Raw genomic sequence first — 23,044 nt, forward strand, 5'->3', positions numbered from 1 at the left:
ACGCACCTGGTGCGGTGCGAATCCCCAGCCTTCCTTGCCTCAGACTTCCTTGAAGCGATAGCCCACGCCGTAGAGCGTCTCGATCATGTCGAAATCGACATCGACCTGGTTGAACTTCTTGCGCAGGCGCTTGATGTGGCTGTCGATGGTGCGGTCGTCGACATAGACCTCGTCGTCATAAGCCGCATCCATCAGGGCGTTGCGGCTCTTCACCACGCCGGGGCGCTGCGCCAGCGACTGCAGGATCAGGAACTCGGTGACGGTGAGCGTGACCGGCTCGCCCTTCCAGGTGCAGGTATGGCGCTCGGGGTCCATACGCAGCAGGCCGCGCTCCAGCGCCTTGGCGTCCTCGGCCCGTGGGGTCGCGGTCGCGTCCTTGGCACCGGCGCGGCGCAGGATGGCCTTGACGCGCTCGACCAGCAGGCGCTGCGAGAACGGCTTCCGGATAAAGTCGTCGGCGCCCATCTTCAGGCCGAATAACTCGTCGATCTCCTCGTCCTTCGACGTCAGGAAGATCACGGGCAGGTCTGACTTCTGGCGCAGGCGGCGCAGCAGCTCCATGCCGTCCATCCGCGGCATCTTGATGTCGAAAATCGCGAGGTCGGGCGGGTTCTGCTTCAGCCCGTCGAGAGCGGAGGCGCCGTCCGTATAGGTCATGATGCGATAGCCCTCCGCTTCGAGGGCGATGGAAACCGACGTCAGGATGTTGCGGTCGTCGTCGACCAGCGCAATCGTTGGCATAAGTCAAAGGCCTCTTCGGCTCGTTGCAATAAATCTGCTCACTCTCGTGCGAGAGAGGCCAAAGCGTGGCGGCAATCTAGCCCGAGCGTGGCGATTTGCCTATGTCCCCGTATCACAAGCCGAAAACCGAAGAGAGGTTCCATGGCCAAAGACGTGATCCAGCCGATGGACGATGCCGTTCGCGGCGAGGCCAAGGGGCTCTTGCGCGGTGCGCGCTCGGCCACGCTGGCCACGATCGGGCCGGACGGCTACCCCTCGGCGAGCCTGGTCGGGCTCGCCACCGACATCGACGGCGCGCCCGTCATCCTGATCTCAGGCCTCGCCGCCCATACCCGCAACCTCGCCGCCGATCCCCGCGCCTCGCTGCTGATCTCGCCCGGCGGCAAGGGCGACCCGCTCGCCCATGCCCGCCTCACCCTGAAGGTCAGCGCCCGCAAGATCGACCGCGAGGCACCGGAGGGCGTCCGCATTCGCCGCCGCTATCTGGCGCGCCAGCCGAAATCCGCGCTTTACGCCGATTTCCCCGATTTCAGCTTCTTTGCCCTGGCGATCGAGGGCGTCAGTCTCAATGGCGGCTTCGCCCGGGCCTATGCGCCCTCCCCCGCCGATCTCATGAGCGATCCGGCCCATGCGGCCGCCCTCGCCGATGTCGAGGAAGGCGCGGTCGAGCACATGAACGAGGATCACAAGGCGATAGGGCTCTATGCGACGCGGCTTCTCGGCGCGAAGGCGGGCAACTGGCGCGCCATCGGCCTCGACCCGGACGGACTCGACATGGCGCTGGGCAGCGCCGCGCTGCGCCTGCCCTTCCCTGCCTCCGTCGACGGCCCTGGGGCCCTGCGCCGGATTCTCGGAGAACTCGCAGGCAAGGCGCGGGCGCAGGCCGCCTGACGGTGCCGTGGGCCAAGGCGGGTCGCCGACCGTATCATGCCCGCCCGGCACGATCCGGGGATTTACCACAGTCGACTTTCAATCGATTTAGCAAAACATCCGAAGAGGCCGGGCTTTTCCAATGACTTGAGCCTGAGGCATCATGGCTCTAAAGACCGGGCAAGGCCTCATGGCCTCCGCCTCGACGCCCGGGCCTTCCGCCGGCCCGGCGTATTCGTTTCGACAATGGGCCGCCCACAGCAACGGCCGGCCTTGGAGGAATTCAGTGGACACGATCGGTCAGTTCAATGCCGCCCATGGTGCCGAGGGCTTCGGCTTCCGCAAGCTCAAGGCCGTGCACTGGAATCTCGAAGCGCCACAGCTCTACGAGGAGTCGCTGAGCCGGAGCGAATCCCGGCTCGCACGCGGCGGCGCGCTCTGCGCCGACACCGGCACGCATACCGGCCGCTCGCCCAAGGACAAGTTCACGGTGCGCGACGCGCTGACCGAGAACACCGTCTGGTGGGACAACAACAATGCGCTGAGCCCCGAGCATTTCGAGACCCTGCTCGCCGACTTCCTGGCCCATGCCGAGGGCAAGGAGCTGTTCGCGCAGGACCTCTATGGCGGCGCCGACCCGGTTCACCGGGTCAAGGCGCGGGTCTATACCGAGATGGCCTGGCACTCGCTCTTCATCCGCAACCTGCTGATCCGCCCGGCGCGCGACGAGATCGCCGCCTACGTTCCGGAGATGACGATCGTCGATCTGCCGAGCTTCCGGGCCGATCCGAAGCGCCATGGCTGCCGCAGCGAGACCGTGATCGCCATCGACTTCACCCGCAAGATCGTGCTGATCGGCGGCTCCGCCTATGCCGGCGAGATGAAGAAGTCGGTCTTCACCTATCTGAACTACGTCCTGCCGACCAAGGGCGTGGTGCCGATGCACTGCTCGGCCAATGTCGGACCCAAGGACGATTCCGCGATCTTCTTCGGCCTCTCCGGCACCGGCAAGACGACGCTCTCCGCCGATCCCGACCGCACCCTGATCGGCGACGACGAGCATGGCTGGTCGAAGGAAGGCATCTTCAACTTCGAGGGCGGCTGCTACGCCAAGACGATCCGCCTCTCGGCCGAGGCCGAGCCGCAGATCCACGCCGCCTCGCTGCGCTTCGGCACGGTGCTGGAGAACGTCGTGCTCGATAAGGTGACGCGCGAGGTCGATTTCGACGATCAGTCGAAGACCGAGAACACCCGCTCGGCCTATCCGCTCGACTTCATCCCCAACGCCTCGCGCACCGGCCGCGCCGGCATCCCGAAGAACATCGTGATGCTCACGGCCGACGCCTTCGGCGTGATGCCGCCGATCGCCAAGCTGACCCCGGCCGAGGCGATGTATCACTTCCTCTCCGGCTACACCGCCAAGGTTGCCGGCACGGAACGCGGCCTCACCGGCGTCGAGCCCGAGTTCTCGACCTGCTTCGGCTCGCCCTTCCTGCCGCGGCACCCTTCCGAATACGCCAATCTGCTGCGCGACTTCATCGACAAGCACCATGTCGATTGCTGGCTGGTGAACACCGGCTGGACCGGCGGCCAATACGGCACCGGCCGGCGCATGCCGATCCGCGTGACGCGCCGCCTGCTCTCGGCTGCGCTCGACGGTTCGCTGAACCGCGCCGATTTCCGCCGCGACCCCTATTTCGGCTTCGCGGTGCCGAGCTCGGTGCCCGGCGTCGAGCCGCACATCCTCTACCCGGTGAAGACCTGGGCCGACAAAGCAGCCTTCGCCGAGACCGCTAAAAACCTCGTCGGCATGTTCGCCAAGAACTTCGCCAAGTTCGAGGACCATGTCGACGATGCGGTGAAGGCGGCGGCCCCGACAAATTACCTCGCGGCCTGACGCCAAGGCCGCAGGCCTGTGCTACGAGAGGCGGCCATGGGCCGCCTCTTTTTGATTGTGCTGAAGCTCCTCCTGACCCTCGCCATCCTCGCCGCCGCGCTTTGGGGCGCGGGCTTCCTGCTGTTCCGCCTTTCGGGCGCGATGGCGATCGTCGCGGCGATCGGCTTCGGCATCGCGGCACTGGCCGGCCTCGTCGGCGTCTGGACGAGCGACGCGCGCCTGCCGCTCGGCTTCGTCATGGTCTTCGTCGGCCTGCTCTCCTGGTGGAACAGCTTCCAGCCCTCGCATGACCGCGACTGGATTCCCGAACTCGCGCGTTTGCCGACGATCGCGCGCGAGGGCGATGCGCTGACCGTCTCGAACCTGCGCCATTTCCGCTGGCGCACGGAGGAGGACTACGACCAGCGCTGGGAGACGCGCCGCTACAACTTCGCAGCGATCACCGGCGCCGACGTCTTCCTGACCTATTGGTCGGGCGAGGCGATCGCGCATCTCCTGGTCAGCTTCACCTTCTCGGATTCGGTGCCGCTGACCTTCTCGATCGAGGTGCGCCGCGAGAAGGGCGAGGACTGGTCTGCTCTCGCCGGCTTCTTCCGCAGCTACGAGATGGCCTATGTGGCCGCAGACGAGCGCGACATCGTCGGGCTGCGCACCCATGCCCGGCGCGAGGATGCCCGCCTCTTCCGCCTCAGCGCCTCGGCTACACAGGCGCGCGACCTGTTGCTCGCCTACATCGCGGATATCAACGACCTCGCGGCCAAGCCGCGCTGGTACAACACGCTGACGACCAACTGCACGACCGTGGTCTACCACCTCGTCGGCAGCGTCGCGCCGGGCTGGAAATTCTCGCTGCCGCTCGATCCGCGCGTCCTGCTCTCCGGATACCTGCCGGGCTATCTCCAGCAGATCGGCGCGATCCGGCAGGACATCCCGCTCGACGAGCTTGTGCGCCTTGCCCGCATCGGAGACCACGCGCGCACGCTCTCGCTCGACGACCCGCTATTCTCCGCGAAGATCAGGGAAGGCGTTCCTGCCGGGCGGCCATAGCGCCAGCGCCGCGACCTATCTGAAGAACAGGAAGGTCAGCACCACGAACAGCGGGATCAGGATCGCGCCCGACCAGAGCATGTAGCCGAAGAAGCTGGGCATCGCGACCTTGCGGTCCTTGGCGATGGCATAGACCATGAAGTTCGGCGCATTGCCGATATAGCTGTTCGCGCCCATGAAGACGGCACCGGCCGAGATGGCTGCCAAGGTCAGAGCGCCGCTGGTCATCAGCTCCCTGGCATCGCCGCCCGCCAGTTCGAAGAAGACGAGATAGGTAGGCGCGTTGTCGAGAAACGAGGAGAGCGCACCGGTCAGCCAGAAATAAGCGGTCGTGTTGGCGCTGCCGTCGGCGTTGGTGACGAGGCCGACCAGTGGCGCGAAGGCGCCCTCGCGGCCCGCCTGCAGCATCGCCAGCACCGGGATGATGCAGACGAAGATGCCGGCGAAGAGCTTGGCGACCTCCTTGATCGGCCCCCAGCTGAACTCGTTGCCGGCGCGGACCGGTTTCGGCGTCAGCCGGAGCGAGAGGCCGGCAAGGACGAGCAGGATCACATCGCGGAGCAGGTTCTGCCCCTCGACCGGCACGCCATGCGCGGTGAAGGCGACGCCCGGCTTCCAGTTGGCCGACATCAGGATCGCGGCGATGACGCCGCCCAGCAGCAGGATATTGACCTTGCCCCAGAGCTTGATGGCCCGGTCCGGCGTCGGGTCCTTGAGCTTCGGAGCGCCTTCCTCCTTGCGGAAGAACCAGTTGTCGAGCGCGTAGAACAGCGCCAGCAGCACGACGACCCCGAAGCCGGTCCCGGGGAGCAGATGCGTCGTCGTCCAGAAGAAGTCGACGCCGCGCAGGAAGCCGAGGAAGAGCGGCGGGTCGCCGAGCGGCGTCAGCGAGCCGCCGATGTTCGAGACGAGGAAGATGAAGAAGACGACGACATGGACGTTGAAGCGCCGGGCGTCATTGGCGCGCAGCACCGGCCGGATCATGATGATCGAGGCGCCCGTCGTGCCGACGAAGCTCGCCAGCACGGTGCCGATCGCGAGCAGCACCGTGTTGGTCAGCGGCGTGCCGTGCAGATTGCCGGAGATCAGGATGCCGCCCGCGATCGTGAACAGCGCGAAGAGCAGGATGATGAAGGGGACGTAGTCGAGCAGCGCGGTATGGAGCAGCGCGCCGAGCGCCGGATCGAGCCCCCGCAGCAGCACCAGCGGCACCAGCGTGAGCAGGGCCCAGAAGGCCGCGAACTTGCCGTAGTGCAGCTCCCAGAGATGCGGGAACAGCACGGGACCGAGCGCGATCGAGAGCAGCATGCCGGCGAAGGGCAGTGCCCAGCCGCCGCCCATCGTCGCCCCGCCGATATCGCCCGCCGCCCAGGCACTGGCAGGCGCCATCGCCGAGGCGGCGACCAGGATCGCGGCGACCCCTCGACCGACGACAGCCCCCATGGCGCAGCCTGCCTTACGGCTTGGGCGGCGCGCCGATCGACGGCGGCGCGTTGAAGTCGAAGCCACCCGGACCGCCGAGACCGGGGATCTGGATCGAGTCGAACTGCTTGTCGATCGCCTTCTGGTCGAGCTGAATGGCGGAGGCCTTATAGTGCATGACCATCTGCGGGAAGAGCACGACCAGCGCGACCATGATGCACTGGATCACCACGAAAGGCACGGCGCCCCAATAGATCTGGCCGGTGGTGACGGGCTCCATCATCTTGCCGGTGACCTTGTCCTTGTAGGGGTTCTTCGGCGCGACCGAGCGCAGGAAGAACAGGGCGAAGCCGAAGGGCGGGTGCATGAACGAGGTCTGCATGTTCACGCCGAGGATGACGCCGAACCAGATCAGGTCGATGCCGAGCTTCTCCGCCGCGGGGCCGAGCAGCGGCACGATGATGAAGGCGAGCTCGAAGAAGTCGAGGAAGAAGGCGAGCAGGAAGACCATCACGTTGACGACGATCAGGAAGCCCGTCGCCCCGCCGGGCAGCCCGACCAGCAGATGCTCGACCCAGACATGGCCGTTGACGCCGTAGAAGGTCAGCGAGAAGACGCGCGCGCCGACCAGGATGAAGAGCACGAAGGACGAGAGCTTGGCCGTCGATTCGACCGCCTGCCGGAGCAGGTCGAAGGTCATCCGCTTCTTGCCCCAGGCGAGCAGGATCGCGCCAGCCGCGCCCATCGCGCCGCCCTCCGTCGGCGTGGCGACGCCGATGAAGATCGTGCCGAGCACGAGGAAGATCAGCGCCAGCGGCGGCACCATCACGAACACCACCTGCTCGGCCATGCGCGAGAGCAGCTTGAGGCCGAGAAGCTTGTTGAGCAGCGCGATGACGAAGGACACGCCGACCGCGATCGACATCGTCAGCACGACGAAGTCGGAGCCCGCCGTCACCTTGGTGAACAGCTTCATATAGGCGTAGGCGATGGCGAAGGAGAGGATGGTGATGACGAGCAGCGAGAGCCGGCGCGTCTGGCCGTCGGCGTCGCGCAGCGTCTGCGCCTCCGGCGGCAGGCCCGGCGCGCGCGAAGGCGCGATCATCGTGATGATGAAGACATAGCCGGCATAGAGACCGGCCAGCACGAGGCCGGGGATGAAGGCGCCCTCATACATGTCGCCGACGGAGCGGCCGAGCTGGTCGGCCAACACGATCAGGACGAGCGAGGGCGGAATGATCTGGGCGAGCGTGCCCGAGGCCGCGATGACGCCGGAGGCAAGGCGCCGGTCGTAGCCGTAGCGCAGCATGATCGGCAGCGAGATCAGGCCCATCGAGATCACGGAAGCCGCGACGACGCCGGTGGTGGCCGCGAGCAGCGCGCCGACGAAGATCACCGCATAGGCGAGGCCACCGCGCACGGGCCCGAAGAGCTGGCCGATGGTGTCGAGCAGGTCCTCCGCCATTCCGGAGCGCTCGAGGATCAGGCCCATGAAGGTGAAGAACGGGATCGCCAGCAGCACGTCGTTGTTCATCGTGCCGTAGATGCGTTCCGGCAGCGCCTGCAGGAAGTTCTCCTGGAACAGTCCGAGCTCGATGCCGACCAGCGCGAAGAGCAGGCCGTTGGCGGCCAGCGCGAAGGCGACGGGATAGCCGAGCAGCAGGAAGACCACGAGCGCGGCGAACATCACCGGCGCCATGTTGACGCGCAGGAAGTCGCCGATGCCGCCGCCCGCCGCATAGGCGTCGCCGGTGTGGAGGCTGAAGAAGGCGAGGATCGTGAGCGCGAGCAGCAGGCCGGCGGCGCGCGAGAGGCGATGAGCGTGCATGGGACGGTTCCGGACTTCTTGCGGGCCGCTCACGAAGCGAGGCCCTGTTCCTTGGCTTGTTCGAGCAGACGCTGGGCTTCCGCCTCGGCCGCCGCAGCGTGACCCAGGGCGACCTCGGCATCCTCCAGATCGCCGCGGATGATCGCGACCTGCTTGATGATCTCGGAGATGCCCTGGAAGGTCAGCATCACGAAGCCGACCAGGACGAGCCCCTTGGCCGGCCATTGCGGCAGGCCGCCGGCCGAGAGCGACTGCTCGTTGATGGCGTAGGAACGCAGGAAGAACGGCCAGGAATGGTAGACGATCAGCAGGCAGAACGGCATCAGGAAGAAGATGTGGCCGAGCAGCTCGATCCACTGGCGCACGCGCTGCGGCAGCATGCTGTTCACGATGTCGATGCGGATGTGCTCCTTCACCTGCAGCGTCCAGGAGGCACACATCAGGAAGACCGCGCCGAACAGCATCCATTGCAGTTCGAGCCAGGCGTTCGACGAGACGTTAAAGACCTTGCGGATGATCGCGTTGACCGTCGCGACGATCACTGCCGCAAGGATCAGCCAGGCGACTTTTCTGCCGATGAAGCCATTGACCGCGTCGATGACCCGGCTGACTGCAAGGAGGCCCTTCACATTCCCGCTCCCGTCGAGAGGCGCTACGCGCCGGATACATCGTTCCGGGCAGTGATTATGCGCTGTTTACGGGCAGGATCGGTATAGGAGCGGTGCGTGCCACGCAAGACTATGCGGCTCTTATCCCTTGGACGAAAGGCGGACCCGCGCGGCTGCCCATTTTCGCGCCACAGAATGCGGCGCATTCGTCGTCCGGGCCAACGGCCGCTAGAAAATTCGTTATGTCTGCATTCATATTCAGAGAACAATATTCCCTTCGATCGTTTCCACCCGGCTGATTCGAGGCCGAGATGTGCCGTTTCCTCGCCTATTCAGGCGCCCCCGTCTTTCTCGAGGACTTCGTCGCCTCGCCTTGCCATTCGCTGATCCACCAGTCGCTCCACGCCGAGGAAGCCAAGACCGGAACGAATGGCGACGGCTTCGGCGTCGGCTGGTATGGCGAGCGGCCCGAGCCCGGGCAGTACCGCGAGGTCAGGCCGGCCTGGTCGGACGAGAACCTGCTTTCGATCGCGCGGCAGGTGCGCTCGCACCTGTTCTTCGCCCATGTCAGGGCGGCCACGGGCACCGCGACGACGCGCGCGAACTGCCACCCCTTCGTCCATGACCGCTACCTCTTCATGCATAACGGCCAGATCGGCGGCTACGGCCTGATCCGCAGGCGCCTCGAGGCCCTGATCCCGGATTCCCTCTACGGCGTCCGCGCCGGCACGACCGATTCCGAAGCGCTCTTCCTGCTTGTCCTGGCCCATATTGCCGACGGCATGGCGCCGGGCGAGGCGCTCGCCGCCGCGCTCTCCGACGTGCTCGCCCTGATGGAACAAGCCGGAACGCGCGAGCCGCTGCGCTGTGCGGCTGCACTGGCGGATGGCGAGATGATCCATGCCGTGCGCTGGTCCTCCGACAGCAAGCCGCCGAGCCTGTATGTCTGCGCACGGCCCGACAGCGTCGTCGTCGCCTCGGAGCCGGTCGATGCCGCCCGCGAATGCTGGCAGGCCCTGCCCTGCAACACGCTGGTCACGGTGCAGGGCCGCGATGTGACGTTGTCGCCTTTCCTCGTCGGCTTGCGGCAGGCGGCCTGAAACCACCCGGCAGAACGGCCATGCGCTGGGCGGCCTGACGGCTGCGCTGTTGCCTTCCTACGTCGAACGCCTAGCCTTGCCGTTCAGGCGAGGCCGCTTCCACGGAAAGGCGACGGACAATGAAGAAGGGTTCCGATCTTCTGGTCGAGGCGCTCGAGAACGAGGGCGTCGATCGCGTCTTCGGCGTTCCCGGCGAGGAGAATCTCGACGTCGTCGAATCGCTGCGCAAATCGAAGATCGAGCTGGTGCTGACGCGGCATGAACAGGCTGCCGCCTTCATGGCCGCCACGCATGGCCGCCTGACCGGCAAGCCCGGCGTCTGCATCGCGACGCTCGGCCCCGGCGCCCTCAACTTCTCGACCGGCGCGGCCTATGCCCATCTCGGCGCTATGCCGATGATCCTGATCACCGGGCAGAAGGCGATCATGACGGCCAAGCAGGCGCGCTTCCAGATCGTCGACGTCGTCGCTTCGATGCGCCCGCTGACCAAGATGACGCGCCAGATCGTCAGCCCTGCCAGCATTCCCTCGGTGGTACGTGACGCCTTCCGCGTCGCGATGGAGGAGCGGCCGGGGCCGGTCCATCTCGAACTGCCCGAGGACGTGGCCGCCGAGGAGATCGAGGACATCCCGCTGATCCCGGTGCACCCGCTCGACCAACCGGTCGCTTCTGCGGTGCCGCTCGACCGCGCGGCCGAGATGATCCTCGCCGCCAAGCGGCCGCTGGTGATGATCGGCGCCGCCGGCAACCGGCCGCGCCTCGTCGAGCCCCTCTCCGCCTTCGTGCGCCGGACCGGCCTGCCCTTCTTCAACACCCAGATGGGCAAGGGCGCCGTCACCGGCGGCTCGAACCTCTATATCGGCACCGCCGCGCTCTCCGAGGGCGACTATGTCCACGAGGCGGTGGCGCTGGCCGACCTTATCATCGCCGTTGGCCACGACACGATCGAGAAGCCGCCCTTCCTGATGCGCAATGCCGGGGGGCCGAAGGTAATCCATGTCGGCTACCAGTCGGCCAATGTCGAACAGGTCTATCATCCCGACGCCGAGGTCATCGGCGATATCGGCGCGACCGTGACCGCGCTGGCGGACCGGCTCGAGGGCAAGCTGCCAGAGCAGAAGCAGATGCTGGAGCTGCGCCAGAAGATCCTGGCCAAGATCAACGCCCGCGCCGAGGAGGACCGCTTCCCCGTGACGCCGCAGCGGCTCGTCCATGACGTGCGCGCGGTGATGCCTGAGGACGGCGTCGTCTGCCTCGACAACGGCATGTACAAGATCTGGTTCGCGCGGAACTACCGCACCCATGTCGCCAACACGCTGCTGCTCGACAACGCGCTGGCGACGATGGGCGCCGGCCTGCCCTCGGCGATGATGGCGGCGATGCTGCATCCGCGCCGGCGCGTCATGGCCGTCTGCGGCGATGGCGGCTTCATGATGAACTCGCAGGAGATGGAGACGGCGGTGAGGCTCGGCCTCAACCTCGTCGTCCTCGTTCTCAACGACGGCGCCTACGGCATGATCCGCTGGAAGCAGGCGGTCGACAAATTCCCCGATTACGGCATGACCTTCGGCAACCCCGATTTCGTGCGCTATGCCGAGGCCTATGGCGCGAAGGGCTCGCGCGTGACCTCTGCCGAGGCGCTGGTGCCGACGCTGGAGGCCGCCTTCAAGGGCGGCGGCGTCCATCTCGTCGACTGCCCCATCGACTATTCCGAGAACACGCGCGTCCTCGTCGAGGAACTGCGCAACAAGGTGCCGGACGTCGATCTGGCCTAAACGCCCTTCTCCAACTGGCAGCCCTCATCCTGAGGAGCCGCGGCACGCGGCGTCTCGAAGGATGCTCCAGCCGGTTCCGGAGCTTCATGGAGCATCCTTCGAGACGCCATTCCGTCGGAATGGCTCCTCAGGATGAGGGCTCGCAGGAAGAAGCCAAGACGTCTTATTCTGGAGAAAGAACCATGCTTCAGGTTGTTCAAGCCTATGACCGCGCCCCGATCACCGAGATCGAGACCGACGACGAAGCCGCGCTCGAACGCAAGCTCAAGGCGGCGCAAGAGGTCTTCAAGGACCGCGACAATTGGCTGAAACCGCATCAGCGCATCGCGATCCTGCGCAAGCTGGCGGGTCTGCTGGAAGCCAAGCGCGACCATTTCGCCATGCAGATCGCGCGCGAGGGCGGCAAGCCGCTGCCCGACGCGATCGTCGAGGCGAACCGCGCCGTCGACGGCGTCAACAATGCCGCCGACGAATTGCGCAACTTCGCCGGGCGCGAGATTCCGATGGGGCTCTCCGCCGCCGCGGCTGACCGCTGGGCCTTCACCACCAAGGAGCCGATCGGCATCGTCGCGGCGATTTCGGCCTTCAACCACCCGCTCAACCTGATCGTCCACCAGGTCGCGCCGGCTATCGCGGTGGGCTGCCCGGTCATCATCAAGCCGGCCGGCACGACGCCGCTCTCCTGCATCGACTTCGTCAAGCTGGTGCATGAGGCCGGCCTGCCGGAAGCCTGGTGCCAGACCTTCGTCCCGACCGAGACGGCGCTCGCGGAAAAGCTCGCCACCGATCCGCGCATCGCCTTCCTCAGCTTCATCGGCTCGGCCAAGGTCGGCTGGTACCTGCACTCCAAGCTCGCTCATGGCGCCCGCTCTGCGCTGGAGCATGGCGGCGTCGCGCCCGCGATCGTCGACAAGAGCGCCGATCTCGACGCGATCATCGAGCCGATCGTGAAGGGCGGCTACTACCATGCCGGCCAGGTCTGCGTGTCGACGCAGCGCATCTATGTGCACGACGCCATCGTCGACGACTTCACCGAGCGGCTCGTCGCGCGCGTCAGGAAGCTGCGCACCGGCGACCCGACGCTGAAGGACACCGAAGTCGGTCCGCTGATCATCCCGAAGGAGGCCGACCGCGTGGCGTCCTGGATCGACGAGGCGGTGAAGGGCGGGGCCAGGCTCGCGACCGGCGGCAAGCGCCTGTCGGAGACGACATTGGAGCCGGCCGTGCTGATCGACCCGGCGGCGGAAGCCCGCATCTCCACCGAGGAGGTCTTCGGCCCGGTCGTCGCGATCTACCGCTACAGAGAGCTCGACGACGCCATCGCGCGGGCGAACTCGCTGCCCGTCGCCTTCCAGGCCAGCATCTTCGCGCAGGATATCGACGTTGCGCTGAGGGCCGCGAACCGGCTCGATGCCTCCGCCGTGATGGTCAACGACCCCACCACCTTCCGCACCGACTGGATGCCCTTCGCCGGGCGGCGCAGTTCGGGCTACGGCACGGGCGGCATCCCCTACACCATGCATGACATGACGCAGGAGAAGATGATCCTGCTGAAGCGACGCTGAGGTGGGGCTCGGCTCATGCGTTTCGGCGTCATTCCGGACAAGTCGCGAAGCGGCGCCGATCCGGAATCCATCGGAGGGCTCCGACGCTCTATGATGGATTCCGGGCCAAGCCCGGAATGACGGCGGCTTTTTCAGAAGGCGGAGCACATGGAAAGCATGACTTGGTCGCGCTTCCTCAAGTATCAGGCGTAGCTTCTATAGATTACGATCGTTCCAAACTATAAGGATTTGGTTGACCCCTGCGTTGCGGCTGCCTAGGCACAAGACGTCTGCGCCGCGAATAGCCTGATCGCGACGCGCAACCGGGCCTGGCTCGCCGTGATCGTACCGTTTCTCATCATGCTCCGCGAAGGCATCGAGGCCGCGCTGATCGTCGGCATCGTCGCGAGCTATCTGGTGCGGACCGGACGGCGCGAATGGCTGCCGGCGCTCTGGCTGGGCGTCGGCCTCGCCTGCGCGGTGAGCCTCGCGGCGGGTGCTGCGCTCGACATCGTCGCGGGCGAACTGCCCCAGCGCGGGCAGGAGCTGTTCGAGGCGGTCGTCGGCCTCATCGCGGCGGCGATGCTGACCTCGATGGTGTTCTGGATGCGCAAGGCGGCGCGCTCGATCAAGGGCGAGTTGCAGGCCGGCGTCGACGCGGCGCTTTCCGGCGAACATCAGGGGCTCGCGCTGGTCGGCCTCGCCTTCCTCGCCGTGGTGCGCGAGGGGCTGGAATCGATCTTCTTCCTGCTCGCGATCTTCCAGCAGAACGGCGGCTGGGCGCCTGCGCTCGGCGCGGGGCTCGGCATCCTGCTCGCCGTCGTCGCCGGCTACGCCATCTACGCGCTCGGCGTGAAGCTCAACCTGCGCGTCTTCTTCCGCTGGACCGGCATCCTGATCCTGTTCGTCGCAGCCGGGCTCGTGGCGAATGCCGTGCGCTCCCTGCACGAGGCCGGCATCTGGAACCAACTCCAGCAACCCGTCTACGACCTCGGCACGGTGCTGCCGGCCGACAGCGCTCTGGGCGCGGTTCTGTCGGGCTTCTTCGGTTATCAGGAGCGCGCGGCGTTGGGCGAAGTGATCGCCTATTTCGCCTTCCTGATCCCGATGCTCGTCCTGTTCCTCGCCGGCGGCCGGCGGGAGCAGATGGCAGCCGCCGCGCCGCGCCGCGAAATCCGGCGCTCGCCGCGCCTGAGGCTGGCCGGCACCGTCACCTTGCTGCTGGTCGGCGGCGGCGTCACCGCTTTCGTCTATGCGGCGGCCACCGGCAGCCGGCGTGCGGCCGAAGCGGGAACCACCGACATCGCGGTCGCGATCACCGACCGGACTTGCGAGCCGGCGACGCTGACCATTCCCGCCGGCAAGGCGAGCTTCGTCGTGACCAATCGCGGCGAGCGCGTGCTGGAATGGGAGATTTTGGACGGCGTCATGGTGCTGGAGGAGCGCGAGAACATCGCGCCGGGCCAATCGCGCCGGCTGACGACGCAATTGCATCCAGGCGAATACGCCATCACCTGCGGTTTGCTCAGCGCACCGCGCGGCCGATTGATCGTGCAGGCCTCGACGATCCAACCACGCCCGGCCCTGACGTTGATGGACATGGTCGGCCCGGCCGCCGAATACCGCGCCTTCCTGAGCGAGCGCTCGGCCGCTCTCGGATCGGCACTCGACGCTCTCGATAAGGCTGAGAGCGCGGGCGATGCACAGGGCGCCGACAGGGCTCGCCGGGATGCCGTCGCGCTACTGCCCGGCTTGCGGCCGGCGACAGCGGGCGATGCCGAACTCGAAACGCTCCACGGAAAACTGCAGGACGCCCTCGCAGGAGATACCGCGGCGGCTCCTGCGGAGATCAGGCAGGCCGCCGAGGCGTTTCGCGCTGCACTCGGCCGGCGCACGATCCTGCCGGACACGATGTTGGCCGGCGCGATCGCCCTCCTGTCGCCTCAGGACGCGGACACGGTCACGCCCGAGGGCATCAGCGCTGCAAGGGACATCGCGCGGTTGCTTTTGCTGCTGACGGCGCGCATCGACCCCGATCTGGCGGCACGGACGAAGGCCGATCTCGCCGCGCTTGCCGGTGATGCCAAGCCGGGCGGCGCGATCCTCTCCCTCTCCGAAAATCTGGCGGCCATGCGTCGGGCGCTCGCGCTGCCTGAAACGGAGCGCAAATCGTGACCCGGCCGGACAAAGGATTCTCGCCCTCGCGGCGATCGCTGCTGACCGGGGGCGCGGCAGCGTTCGGCGGCGCCTCGCTGGCGCAGGCGGCGACGGAACCGGCACAGAACCCGGCCACGGCGCCCGAGAGCGACTCCACAGCCCAGCGCCAGCCCTTCCACGGCGTCCATCAATCCGGCATCGTCACGCCGCGCCCGGCGACCGGGCTCATCGCCGCCTTCGACGTCACCGCGACCTCGCTCGACGAGCTCGAACGGCTCCTGCGGCTGCTCACCGAACGCATCGCCTTCCTGATGCAGGGCGGGCCGGCTCCAACAGCCGATCCGGGCTTTCCGCCGCCGGATAGCGGCATCCTCGGTCCCGTCATCGCGCCGGACAATCTCACCGTGACCGTGGCGCTCGGCGCTTCGCTCTTCGACGAGCGCTTCAGCCTCGGCCCGCTCGGGCCGAAGCACCTGCAGCGGATGAAGCGCTTCCGCAACGACGCGCTCGACGGCGCGCTCTGCCATGGCGACCTGCTGCTGCAATTTTGCGCCAACACCGCCGACACCAACATCCATGCGCTCCGCGACATCCTGAAGAACGCTCCCGATCTGCTCCTGCTGCGCTGGAAGCAGGAAGGCACGGTGCCGGTGCGCCAATCCAAAACGGGAGAGCCGGCGGAAAGCGCGCGCAACCTGCTCGGCTTCCGCGACGGCACCGCCAACCCCGACGCCACCGACAAGGCGCTGATGGACCATCTCGTCTGGGTGCGACCGGGTTCGGGCGAGCCGGAATGGGCCCATGACGGCAGCTACCAGGCGGTGCGGATCATCCGCAACTTCGTCGAGCGCTGGGACCGTACGCCGCTTGGGGAGCAGGAAGCGATCATGGGCCGCGAGAAGGCGAGCGGCGCACCGTTCGGCGGCAGGCGCGAATACGACGAACCCGCCTATGCCGACGATCCCGAGGGCAAGCGCACGAAGCTCGACGCCCATATCCGGCTCGCCAATCCGCGCCGGCCGGAGACGGAAGGCAGCCGGATGCTGCGGCGTCCGTTCAATTACTCCAACGGCGTCACCCGCGCCGGCCAGCTCGACATGGGGCTGCTCTTCATCTGCTTCCAGCAGGATCTGGAGCGCAGCTTCATCGCCGTGCAGAAGCGGCTCGATGGCGAGCCGCTGGAGGAATACATCAAGCCGGTCGGCGGTGGCTATTTCTTCGCCCTGCCCGGCGTGCCCGATGCCGCCAGCCATCTCGGCGCCGGATTGATCGCGGCCGCGCGCGGCATCGCCCCGGCATCGGTTTCGACTTCCCCCCGCAAGACAGGAGACTAGGATGAGCTTGCGTTTCGCATGGCTGGCAGGCGCCGGCATGATCGCTACCGTCATAGCGGCCCCGGCCTTCGCCGCCTCGCCGCTCGACCTCGTGGCACCGGTCTCCGAGTACAAGATCTATGTCTCGAAGGGCGTCGACCAGCTGGTGAAGGACACCAAGACCTTCACCGATGCGGTCAAGGCCGGCGACCTCGCCAAGGCCAGGGCGCTCTACGCGCCGACGCGCGTCTCCTACGAGAAGATCGAGCCGATCGCCGAACTCTTCAGCGATCTCGACGGCAGCATCGACTCGCGCGCCGACGACCATGAGAAGAAGGAGGAGGACCCGGAGTTCACCGGCTTCCACCGCATCGAATACGGGCTCTTCGCCAGGAACAGCACGGAGGGCCTCGCCCCCTTCGCGGACAAGCTGCTGGCTGACGTCACCGAGCTGCAGGGCCGGATCAAGGGGCTGACGGTTCCGCCGGACAAGATGGTCGGCGGCGCGGCGGCGCTGATCGAGGAGGTCGCGGCGACCAAAATCTCCGGTGAGGAGGACCGCTACAGCCACACCGACCTCTGGGACTTCCAGGCTAATGTCGACGGCGCCAAGACCATCGTCGACCTGCTGCGCCCTCTCGTCGCCAAGGAAGACAAGGCGCTCGCGGCCAAGATCGACGCGAATTTCGCGACCGTCGACAAGACGCTGGCGAAATACAAGCTCGGGGATGGCGGCTTCGAGACCTATGACAAGCTGAGCGAGGCCGACCGCAAGGCGCTCGCGGCGATGATCACGACGCTGGCCGAAGACCTGTCTAAGCTGCGCGGCGTCCTCGGCCTCGGCTAGGGCATACGTCCTTCATCGGAAAGACTCCGTCATTCCGGACAAGCCGCAAGCGGCGCCGATCCGGAATCCATCACGGGACACCGCGCTCTACGATGGATTTCGGGTAAGCCTGGAATGACGGCGAGATCGTCAGGCAGGCGCGAGCCTCGACAGGCAGGCCCCGATGCGCCAATGACGGGGCATTCAGCGCGCAGCGCCCTTTCAAGACCATACTCACGGACCGCCAGCATGACCGCCACTTCCGCGAACGCTCCCGCTTCCCAGGGCCGCATCGCCCTGCTCGGCGCCCCGATCGAGGTCGGCGCCTCGCGCCGCGGCGCGCTGATGGGCCCGGCCGGCCTGCGCACGGCCGGCCTCGTGCCGGTGCTGGAAGAGCTCGGCTATGCGGTCGAGGACCATGGGGACATCCTGCCGCGCGACCTCAGAGCCGTCGACGGCCCGGCGCCCGAGAATGCCCGCTTCTACCACGAGATCGCCGCCTGGATGCGCGCGCTGAGCGCCCGCGCCTATGAACTCGCCCGCACCGGTGCCACCCCGATCTTCCTCGGCGGCGACCACAGCCTGTCGATGGGCTCGGTCAACGGCGTGGCAAGGCACTGGCAGGAGCAGGGCCGCAAGCTCTTCGTGCTCTGGCTCGACGCGCACGCGGATTTCAACATGCCTGCGATCTCACCCTCCGGGAACATGCACGGCATGTCCTCGGCCTTCCTCTGCGGCGAAGCCGGCCTCGACGACCTGCTCGGCGCCGAGCCGCGCGCCTCGATCACGCCGGAGCAGCTCAGCCTGTTCGGCATCCGCTCGATCGACCCGCTCGAGAAGGCGGCGGTGAAGGCCCGCGGTGTCGACATCGCCGACATGCGCGCCATCGACGAGCATGGCGTCGGCATCCTGATCCGCCAGGTGATCGAGAAGGTGCGGGCCGCCAACGGCGTGCTGCATGTCTCGTTCGACGTCGATTTCCTCGACCCGCCGCTGGCGCCGGGCGTCGGCACCACCGTGCCGGGCGGAGCGACCTATCGCGAGGCGCATCTCGTGATGGAGCTGCTGCACGATTCCGGGCTGGTGCGCTCGATGGATATCGTCGAGCTCAACCCCTTCCTCGACGATCGCGGACAGACGGCGCGGCTTGCCGTCGAGCTGGCGGGCAGCCTGTTCGGCCAGCAGATCACCGACCGCCAGACGCCGTCGAACGCGATCGGCGCCGCCTGAGCCCAAAAAAACACCGTGCGCCTCGGCGGGCGCACGGGGTTTCAGGGCATGCGGCGGTTGAGGCTCAGCGGCCGTCAGACCGCCAGCGCGAAGCCGTCCTTGCGGTGGTCGGAGGCGCCGAACATCACGCCGCGCGCATGGTCGACCCAGATCGCCTGGCAGCCGCCGAGCGGCTCCTCGGCCCAGACCACATCATGGCCGCGCGCCTTCAGGTCGGCAGCGACATCGGCTGCGATCGTCGATTCCAGCGAGAGCTTGCCGTCGAAGGCGAAGCTGCGCGGCGCGTCCGAGGCCTGCTGCGGGTCGAGGCCGCGATCGAGGATGCCGGAGAGGAAATGGACATGGCCGGTCGCCTGATACTGGCCGCCCATCACGCCCATCGGCATCACCGCCTTGCCATCCTTGGCCAGCATGCCCGGAATGATGGTGTGGAAGGGGCGCTTGCGCGGCGCGATGGCGTTCGGATGCCCTTCGATCAGGCGGAAGCCGGAACCGCGGTTCTGCAGCATGACGCCGGCCTTCGCCGCATAGATGCCGCTGCCGAAGGCCGAGAACAGCGAGTTGATGAAGGACACCATGTTGCCGTCGCGGTCGACGACGCACAGATAGATCGTGTCCTTGTGCAGCGGCATGTCGAAGATTTCCGGCGCCGCCGCCTTCTCCATGCTGATCCGGCTGCGGATGCGGCCGACGAACTCATCCGAGAGGAAAGCCTGCGTATCGAAGGGGCTCATGGCAGGATCGGCGATCAGAGCATCGCGCTGGCGATAGGCGGCCTTGCTCGCCTCGGCGAGGAGATGGATGCGGTCGGCCTCGCTGAGCTTGTCGCCCTTGAAGTCGTAGCCGTCGAGGATGCGCGCGATCAGCAGCGCCGCGATGCCCTGGCCGTTCGGCGGGCATTCCCACAGCCGATGGCCGCGGAAGTCGGCGCCGATCGGGTCGACATAGTCCGGCTTCGCGGTGGCTAGGTCCTCGGCCGCCATCACGCTGCCGGCCGTGTTCAGGACCGCGACGATCTCCTCGGCGATCTCGCCCTCGTAGAAGGCGGCGCGGCCCTCGCGAGCGATGCGGCGCAGCGTCTTGCCGAGCGCGGGATGGACCATCCTGTCGCCGATGGCCGGGGCCTTGCCGCCCGGCAGGTAGACGGCGTTGCCGAGCCCATGCTTCTCGATGCGGCCCTTGTAGCGGTTCCAGTCGAGCGCGACGCGCGGCGTCACCACGAAGCCCTCCTCGGCGGCGCGGATCGCCGCGGCGAAGATCTCGTCCAGGCTCTTGCTGCCATGGTCCTCGACGAGGCGGCACCAGGCGTCGATGGCGCCGGGCACGGTGACCGCGTGGGGCGAATCCGGCGCGATCGCGGTCAGGCCCTGGGCGAGGAACCAGCCGAGTTCGGCCTTGGCCGGCGCGCGGCCCGAGCCGTTGAGCGCGACCATCTTGCCGCCGGCCGGTGCGTAGATGGCGAAGCAGTCGCCGCCGATGCCGGTCATATGCGGGTCGACCACCGCCTGGACCGCGACGGCGGCGATGGCGGCATCGATGGCGTTGCCGCCGGCGCGCAGGATATCGACGGCGGCCAGCGTCGAGGCGGGATGCGAGGTCGCCGCCATGCCGCGATCACCGACCGCCACCGGGCGGCCCGGCACCATGAAATCGCGATTGCCCCAGCTCATCCGTCGTCTCCACCTCTGTGACGCCGTCGCTTCGCGGCGCCTTGTTTCGCGCAACGGTTTCGCCGCCTGCCGGAGGCTTGGCAATCCCGCCGGGCGCATGACCCGCATGAGCAGCCCCGCGCCGCACGCCGTATCGGCGATTGACATCCCGGCCGGGCGAACTATCGCCGGCTGGAAGGACGGACTGCCATGCAAGACTACATCCGCAAGATCATCGGGGCGCGCGTCTACGACGTCGCGATCGAGAGCCCGCTCGACGCGCTGCCGCGACTTTCGGCCCGCATCGGTGGCGGCGCCCTGCTGAAGCGCGAGGATCTGCAGCCGGTCTTCTCGTTCAAGCTGCGCGGCGCCTACAACAAGATCGCCGGGCTCGCGCCAGAGGCGACCGAGCGCGGCGTGATCTGCGCCTCGGCCGGCAACCATGCACAGGGCGTGGCGCTGGCGGCGCGCAAGCTCGGCATCAAGGCCACCATCGTGATGCCGCGCACTACGCCCGACATCAAGGTGCAGGCGGTGCGCAGCCTCGGCGGGCGCGTCGTGCTCCATGGCGAGAATTTCGACGAGGCTTACGGCCATGCCCGCAAGCTCGAGGCCGAGAAGGGCCTGACCTTCGTCCACCCCTATGACGATCCCGACGTTATCGCGGGGCAAGGCACTGTCGGCATGGAGATATTGCGCCAGCACCCCGACCCGATCGAGGCGATCTTCGTGCCGATCGGCGGCGGCGGGCTCGCCGCTGGCGTCGCGGTCTACGCGAAGTTCCTACGGCCGGAGATCAAGGTGATCGGCGTCGAGCCTGTGGACGCCGCCTCCATGGCCGGCGCCATCGCGGCGGGGGAACGCATCGTGCTCGACCAGGTCGGCCTCTTCGCCGACGGCGTCGCGGTGCGGCAGGCGGGCGAGGAGACCTTCCGGCTCTGCCGCGAGCTGCTCGACGAGGTCGTCACCGTCTCGACCGACGAGATCTGCGCGGCGGTGAAGGACATCTTCGAGGACACCCGTGCCATCGCCGAGCCCTCCGGCGCCGTCAGCCTCGCCGGCTTGAAGGCCTATGCCGCGCGCCATGCCGAGCGGACGGGCGCGCTGATCGCGATCAACAGCGGCGCCAACATGAATTTCGACCGTTTGCGCCATATCGCGGAGCGGGCCGAGATCGGCGAGCAGCGCGAGGCGCTGCTGGCGGTGACGATCCCCGAAAAGCCCGGCAGCTACCGCGCCTTCATCCATCTGCTCGGCCGGCGCGCCATCACGGAGTTCAACTACCGCTACTCCGACGCGAAGGCCGCGCGCATCTTCGTCGGCGTGCAGCTCAACGAGGGCGAGGCCGAGAAGCGCCAGATCATCGCGATGCTGGCCGAGCACGGCTATCCGGTCCTCGACATGAGCGACAACGAGCTCGCCAAACTGCATATCCGCTACATGGTCGGCGGAAAGGCGCCGGGGCTTGGTGACGAACTGATCTTCCGCTTCCAGTTCCCGGAGCGGCCGGGCGCGCTATTGAAGTTCCTGAACAGTCTCTCGGCCGACTGGAACATCTCCCTCTTCCATTATCGCAACCACGGCGCCGATTACGGCCGCGTGCTCGCCGGCATCCAGATTCCGCAATCGGAACGCGGCCAGCTCGCCAAGCGCCTCGATGCGCTCGGCTATCCCTATTGGAGCGAGAGCGAGAATCCGGCCTATCTGTCGTTTCTGGCGGAGGCGTAGAGCGCATTACGTTTTCATAGAAGCGCGGTCATCCCGGACGCAGCGCAGCGGAGATCCGGGATCCATCGCAAAGCTCCGGAGCCCTACGATGGATCCCGGGTCAAGCCCGGGATGACGGGGGTTCTGCGCATAATCAGCGAACACCCGTATCTCAGCGAGTAAATGCATCAGTTCGCTCTTATCGAACGATTCATTCGATATTATGAGTTGGATCGATCGAAGGTAGAAAATTATTCCATGACCAGCATCGGAGAGCTGGTCAATGTCCTCTTTCGCCTCGCAACGACTCGCGCAGCCGGTCCCGGCAACGACCGGCGCGTCCTGGCTCGCCATCGGCCCCGGCCTGTTGCTCGCCGCCGTGATTGCTGGGGCGGGCTTCGCGCTGCGCCAGCTTCCGGGCGTCGGCAGCTTCAGCCCGATGATCCTCGCCATCCTGATCGGCATCGGCTTCCACAATCTTGTGGGAACGCCGGCAATCGCCAAGGCCGGCGTCGCCTTCGCCATGCGCAAGGTGCTGCGCTTCGCCATCATCCTGCTCGGGCTGCAGCTCACCGTGGCGCAGGTGCTGGATGTTGGGCTAAGCGGCATCGCCGTGATCGGGCTGACTCTGGTCTCGACCTTCCTGTTCACCACCTGGCTCGGGCGGCGGATCGGCGTCGAGCCGAAGCTGACCGAGCTGATCGCGGCGGGCACCTCGATCTGCGGCGCCTCGGCCGTGATCGCGACCAACACCGTGACGCGGGCGCCCGACGAGGACGTCGCCTATGCGGTGGCTTGCGTCACCGTCTTCGGCTCGATCGCGATGTTTGCCTATCCGCTGCTGCCCGGGCTGCTGCATCTCGATGCCCACGCCTACGGCTTGTGGACGGGCGCCTCGATCCACGAGATCGCGCAGGTCGTCGCCGCCGCCTTCCAGGGTGGGCAGCAGGCTGGCGAATTCGGCACCGTCGCCAAGCTCTCGCGGGTGATGATGCTCGCCCCCGTCGTCATCACGCTCGGCCTGATGGCCACCCGTCGGGCGCGCCGCGGCGGCGATGGCGGCACGCAGGCCAAAGCGCCGATGCCCTGGTTCGTGCTCGGCTTCATAGCGATGGTCGGCCTCAACAGCCTGATCGCGGTTCCCGGCGACGTAAAAACCGGCATCGTGACGGCGACCACCTTCCTGCTGTCGATGGCGCTGGCCGCGATGGGGCTGGAGACCGACATCCGCAAGCTCAAGGCCAAGGGCCTGCGCCCGCTCCTTCTTGGGCTCGCCGCCTTCCTGTTCATCGCCTGCTTCAGCCTTCTGCTGGTGAAGCTCGCCGCGTAA

At 67.1% G+C, this 23,044-nt stretch carries 17 protein-coding genes and 1 pseudogene; 13 read left to right on the plus strand and 5 right to left on the minus strand.

Annotated elements, in window-relative coordinates:
- Nucleotides 1-39: 39 nt before the first annotated feature.
- Nucleotides 40-741, minus strand: coding sequence for a response regulator transcription factor (locus AC2FAN_RS06495; protein WP_265051683.1), 702 nt, complete (start codon nt 739-741; stop codon nt 40-42).
- 141 nt (nt 742-882) lie between these two features.
- On the opposite strand from AC2FAN_RS06495, the gene AC2FAN_RS06500 reads away from it, so the two are divergent.
- The 3 genes from AC2FAN_RS06500 (at nt 883) to AC2FAN_RS06510 (ending at nt 4,555) form a co-directional block, all read left to right on the plus strand.
- Nucleotides 883-1,632, plus strand: a complete 750-nt coding sequence (locus AC2FAN_RS06500) for a HugZ family pyridoxamine 5'-phosphate oxidase (protein WP_485173142.1) — start codon at nt 883-885, stop codon at nt 1,630-1,632.
- Between the two features lie 265 nt (nt 1,633-1,897).
- A complete protein-coding gene (locus AC2FAN_RS06505) occupies nt 1,898-3,508 on the plus strand; it encodes a phosphoenolpyruvate carboxykinase (RefSeq protein ID WP_265051681.1) in 1,611 nt (536 codons plus the stop codon).
- Nucleotides 3,509-3,544: 36 nt separating this feature from the next.
- Nucleotides 3,545-4,555 (plus strand): Lnb N-terminal periplasmic domain-containing protein, encoded by a 1,011-nt coding sequence (locus AC2FAN_RS06510; protein ID WP_485173143.1) that lies wholly within the window; start codon nt 3,545-3,547, stop codon nt 4,553-4,555.
- A gap of 15 nt (nt 4,556-4,570) precedes the next feature.
- On the opposite strand, the gene AC2FAN_RS06515 is transcribed toward AC2FAN_RS06510, so the two are convergent.
- From AC2FAN_RS06515 to AC2FAN_RS06525, 3 genes are all read right to left on the minus strand, one after another.
- The gene (locus AC2FAN_RS06515; RefSeq protein WP_485173144.1) at nt 4,571-5,998 is read right to left on the minus strand and encodes a sodium:proton antiporter; all 1,428 of its coding nucleotides are present in this window, start codon (nt 5,996-5,998) and stop codon (nt 4,571-4,573) included.
- A 13-nt stretch (nt 5,999-6,011) separates the two neighbouring features.
- The gene (locus AC2FAN_RS06520) at nt 6,012-7,676 is read right to left on the minus strand and encodes a TRAP transporter large permease (protein ID WP_442865053.1); all 1,665 of its coding nucleotides are present in this window, start codon (nt 7,674-7,676) and stop codon (nt 6,012-6,014) included.
- Between the two features lie 158 nt (nt 7,677-7,834).
- Nucleotides 7,835-8,434, minus strand: a complete 600-nt coding sequence (locus tag AC2FAN_RS06525) for a TRAP transporter small permease subunit (protein ID WP_265051679.1) — start codon at nt 8,432-8,434, stop codon at nt 7,835-7,837.
- A 290-nt stretch (nt 8,435-8,724) separates the two neighbouring features.
- Here AC2FAN_RS06525 and AC2FAN_RS06530 point away from each other — a divergent pair, with 290 nt between their 5' ends.
- The 8 genes and pseudogenes from AC2FAN_RS06530 (at nt 8,725) to rocF (ending at nt 18,358) form a co-directional block, all read left to right on the plus strand.
- A complete protein-coding gene (locus tag AC2FAN_RS06530; protein WP_485173145.1) occupies nt 8,725-9,513 on the plus strand; it encodes a class II glutamine amidotransferase in 789 nt (262 codons plus the stop codon).
- A gap of 119 nt (nt 9,514-9,632) precedes the next feature.
- Complete coding sequence (locus AC2FAN_RS06535) at nt 9,633-11,288, plus strand: acetolactate synthase large subunit (protein ID WP_485173146.1); 1,656 nt, start codon at nt 9,633-9,635, stop codon at nt 11,286-11,288.
- A gap of 182 nt (nt 11,289-11,470) precedes the next feature.
- Complete coding sequence (locus AC2FAN_RS06540; RefSeq protein ID WP_485173147.1) at nt 11,471-12,853, plus strand: aldehyde dehydrogenase family protein; 1,383 nt, start codon at nt 11,471-11,473, stop codon at nt 12,851-12,853.
- Nucleotides 12,854-13,171: 318 nt separating this feature from the next.
- Nucleotides 13,172-13,957 (plus strand): annotated as a pseudogene (efeU, locus tag AC2FAN_RS06545) (iron uptake transporter permease EfeU); the annotation flags it as partial.
- A gap of 21 nt (nt 13,958-13,978) precedes the next feature.
- Nucleotides 13,979-15,007 (plus strand): cupredoxin domain-containing protein, encoded by a 1,029-nt coding sequence (locus AC2FAN_RS06550; RefSeq protein WP_485173716.1) that lies wholly within the window; start codon nt 13,979-13,981, stop codon nt 15,005-15,007.
- Nucleotides 15,001-16,323, plus strand: a complete 1,323-nt coding sequence (gene efeB / locus AC2FAN_RS06555; protein ID WP_485173718.1) for an iron uptake transporter deferrochelatase/peroxidase subunit — start codon at nt 15,001-15,003, stop codon at nt 16,321-16,323. The genes AC2FAN_RS06550 and efeB overlap by 7 nt, the downstream gene beginning before the upstream one ends.
- 1 nt (nt 16,324) lies before the next feature.
- Nucleotides 16,325-17,149 carry an iron uptake system protein EfeO gene (gene efeO, locus AC2FAN_RS06560; RefSeq protein WP_485173148.1) on the plus strand — a complete coding sequence of 275 codons (825 nt, stop codon included), beginning with the start codon at nt 16,325-16,327 and terminating at the stop codon, nt 17,147-17,149.
- 228 nt (nt 17,150-17,377) lie between these two features.
- The gene (gene rocF, locus AC2FAN_RS06565) at nt 17,378-18,358 is read left to right on the plus strand and encodes an arginase (protein WP_265051673.1); all 981 of its coding nucleotides are present in this window, start codon (nt 17,378-17,380) and stop codon (nt 18,356-18,358) included.
- Nucleotides 18,359-18,432: 74 nt separating this feature from the next.
- On the opposite strand, the gene ggt is transcribed toward rocF, so the two are convergent.
- Nucleotides 18,433-20,028 (minus strand): gamma-glutamyltransferase, encoded by a 1,596-nt coding sequence (gene ggt / locus AC2FAN_RS06570; protein ID WP_265051672.1) that lies wholly within the window; start codon nt 20,026-20,028, stop codon nt 18,433-18,435.
- A 189-nt stretch (nt 20,029-20,217) separates the two neighbouring features.
- Between ggt and ilvA the strand changes: the two genes are divergently transcribed.
- A complete protein-coding gene (ilvA, locus tag AC2FAN_RS06575; RefSeq protein ID WP_485173149.1) occupies nt 20,218-21,735 on the plus strand; it encodes a threonine ammonia-lyase, biosynthetic in 1,518 nt (505 codons plus the stop codon).
- 262 nt (nt 21,736-21,997) lie between these two features.
- A complete protein-coding gene (locus tag AC2FAN_RS06580; RefSeq protein WP_485173150.1) occupies nt 21,998-23,044 on the plus strand; it encodes a YeiH family protein in 1,047 nt (348 codons plus the stop codon).

The sequence above is a fragment of the Allobosea sp. RIT-PG3_2 genome (assembly GCF_057321085.1).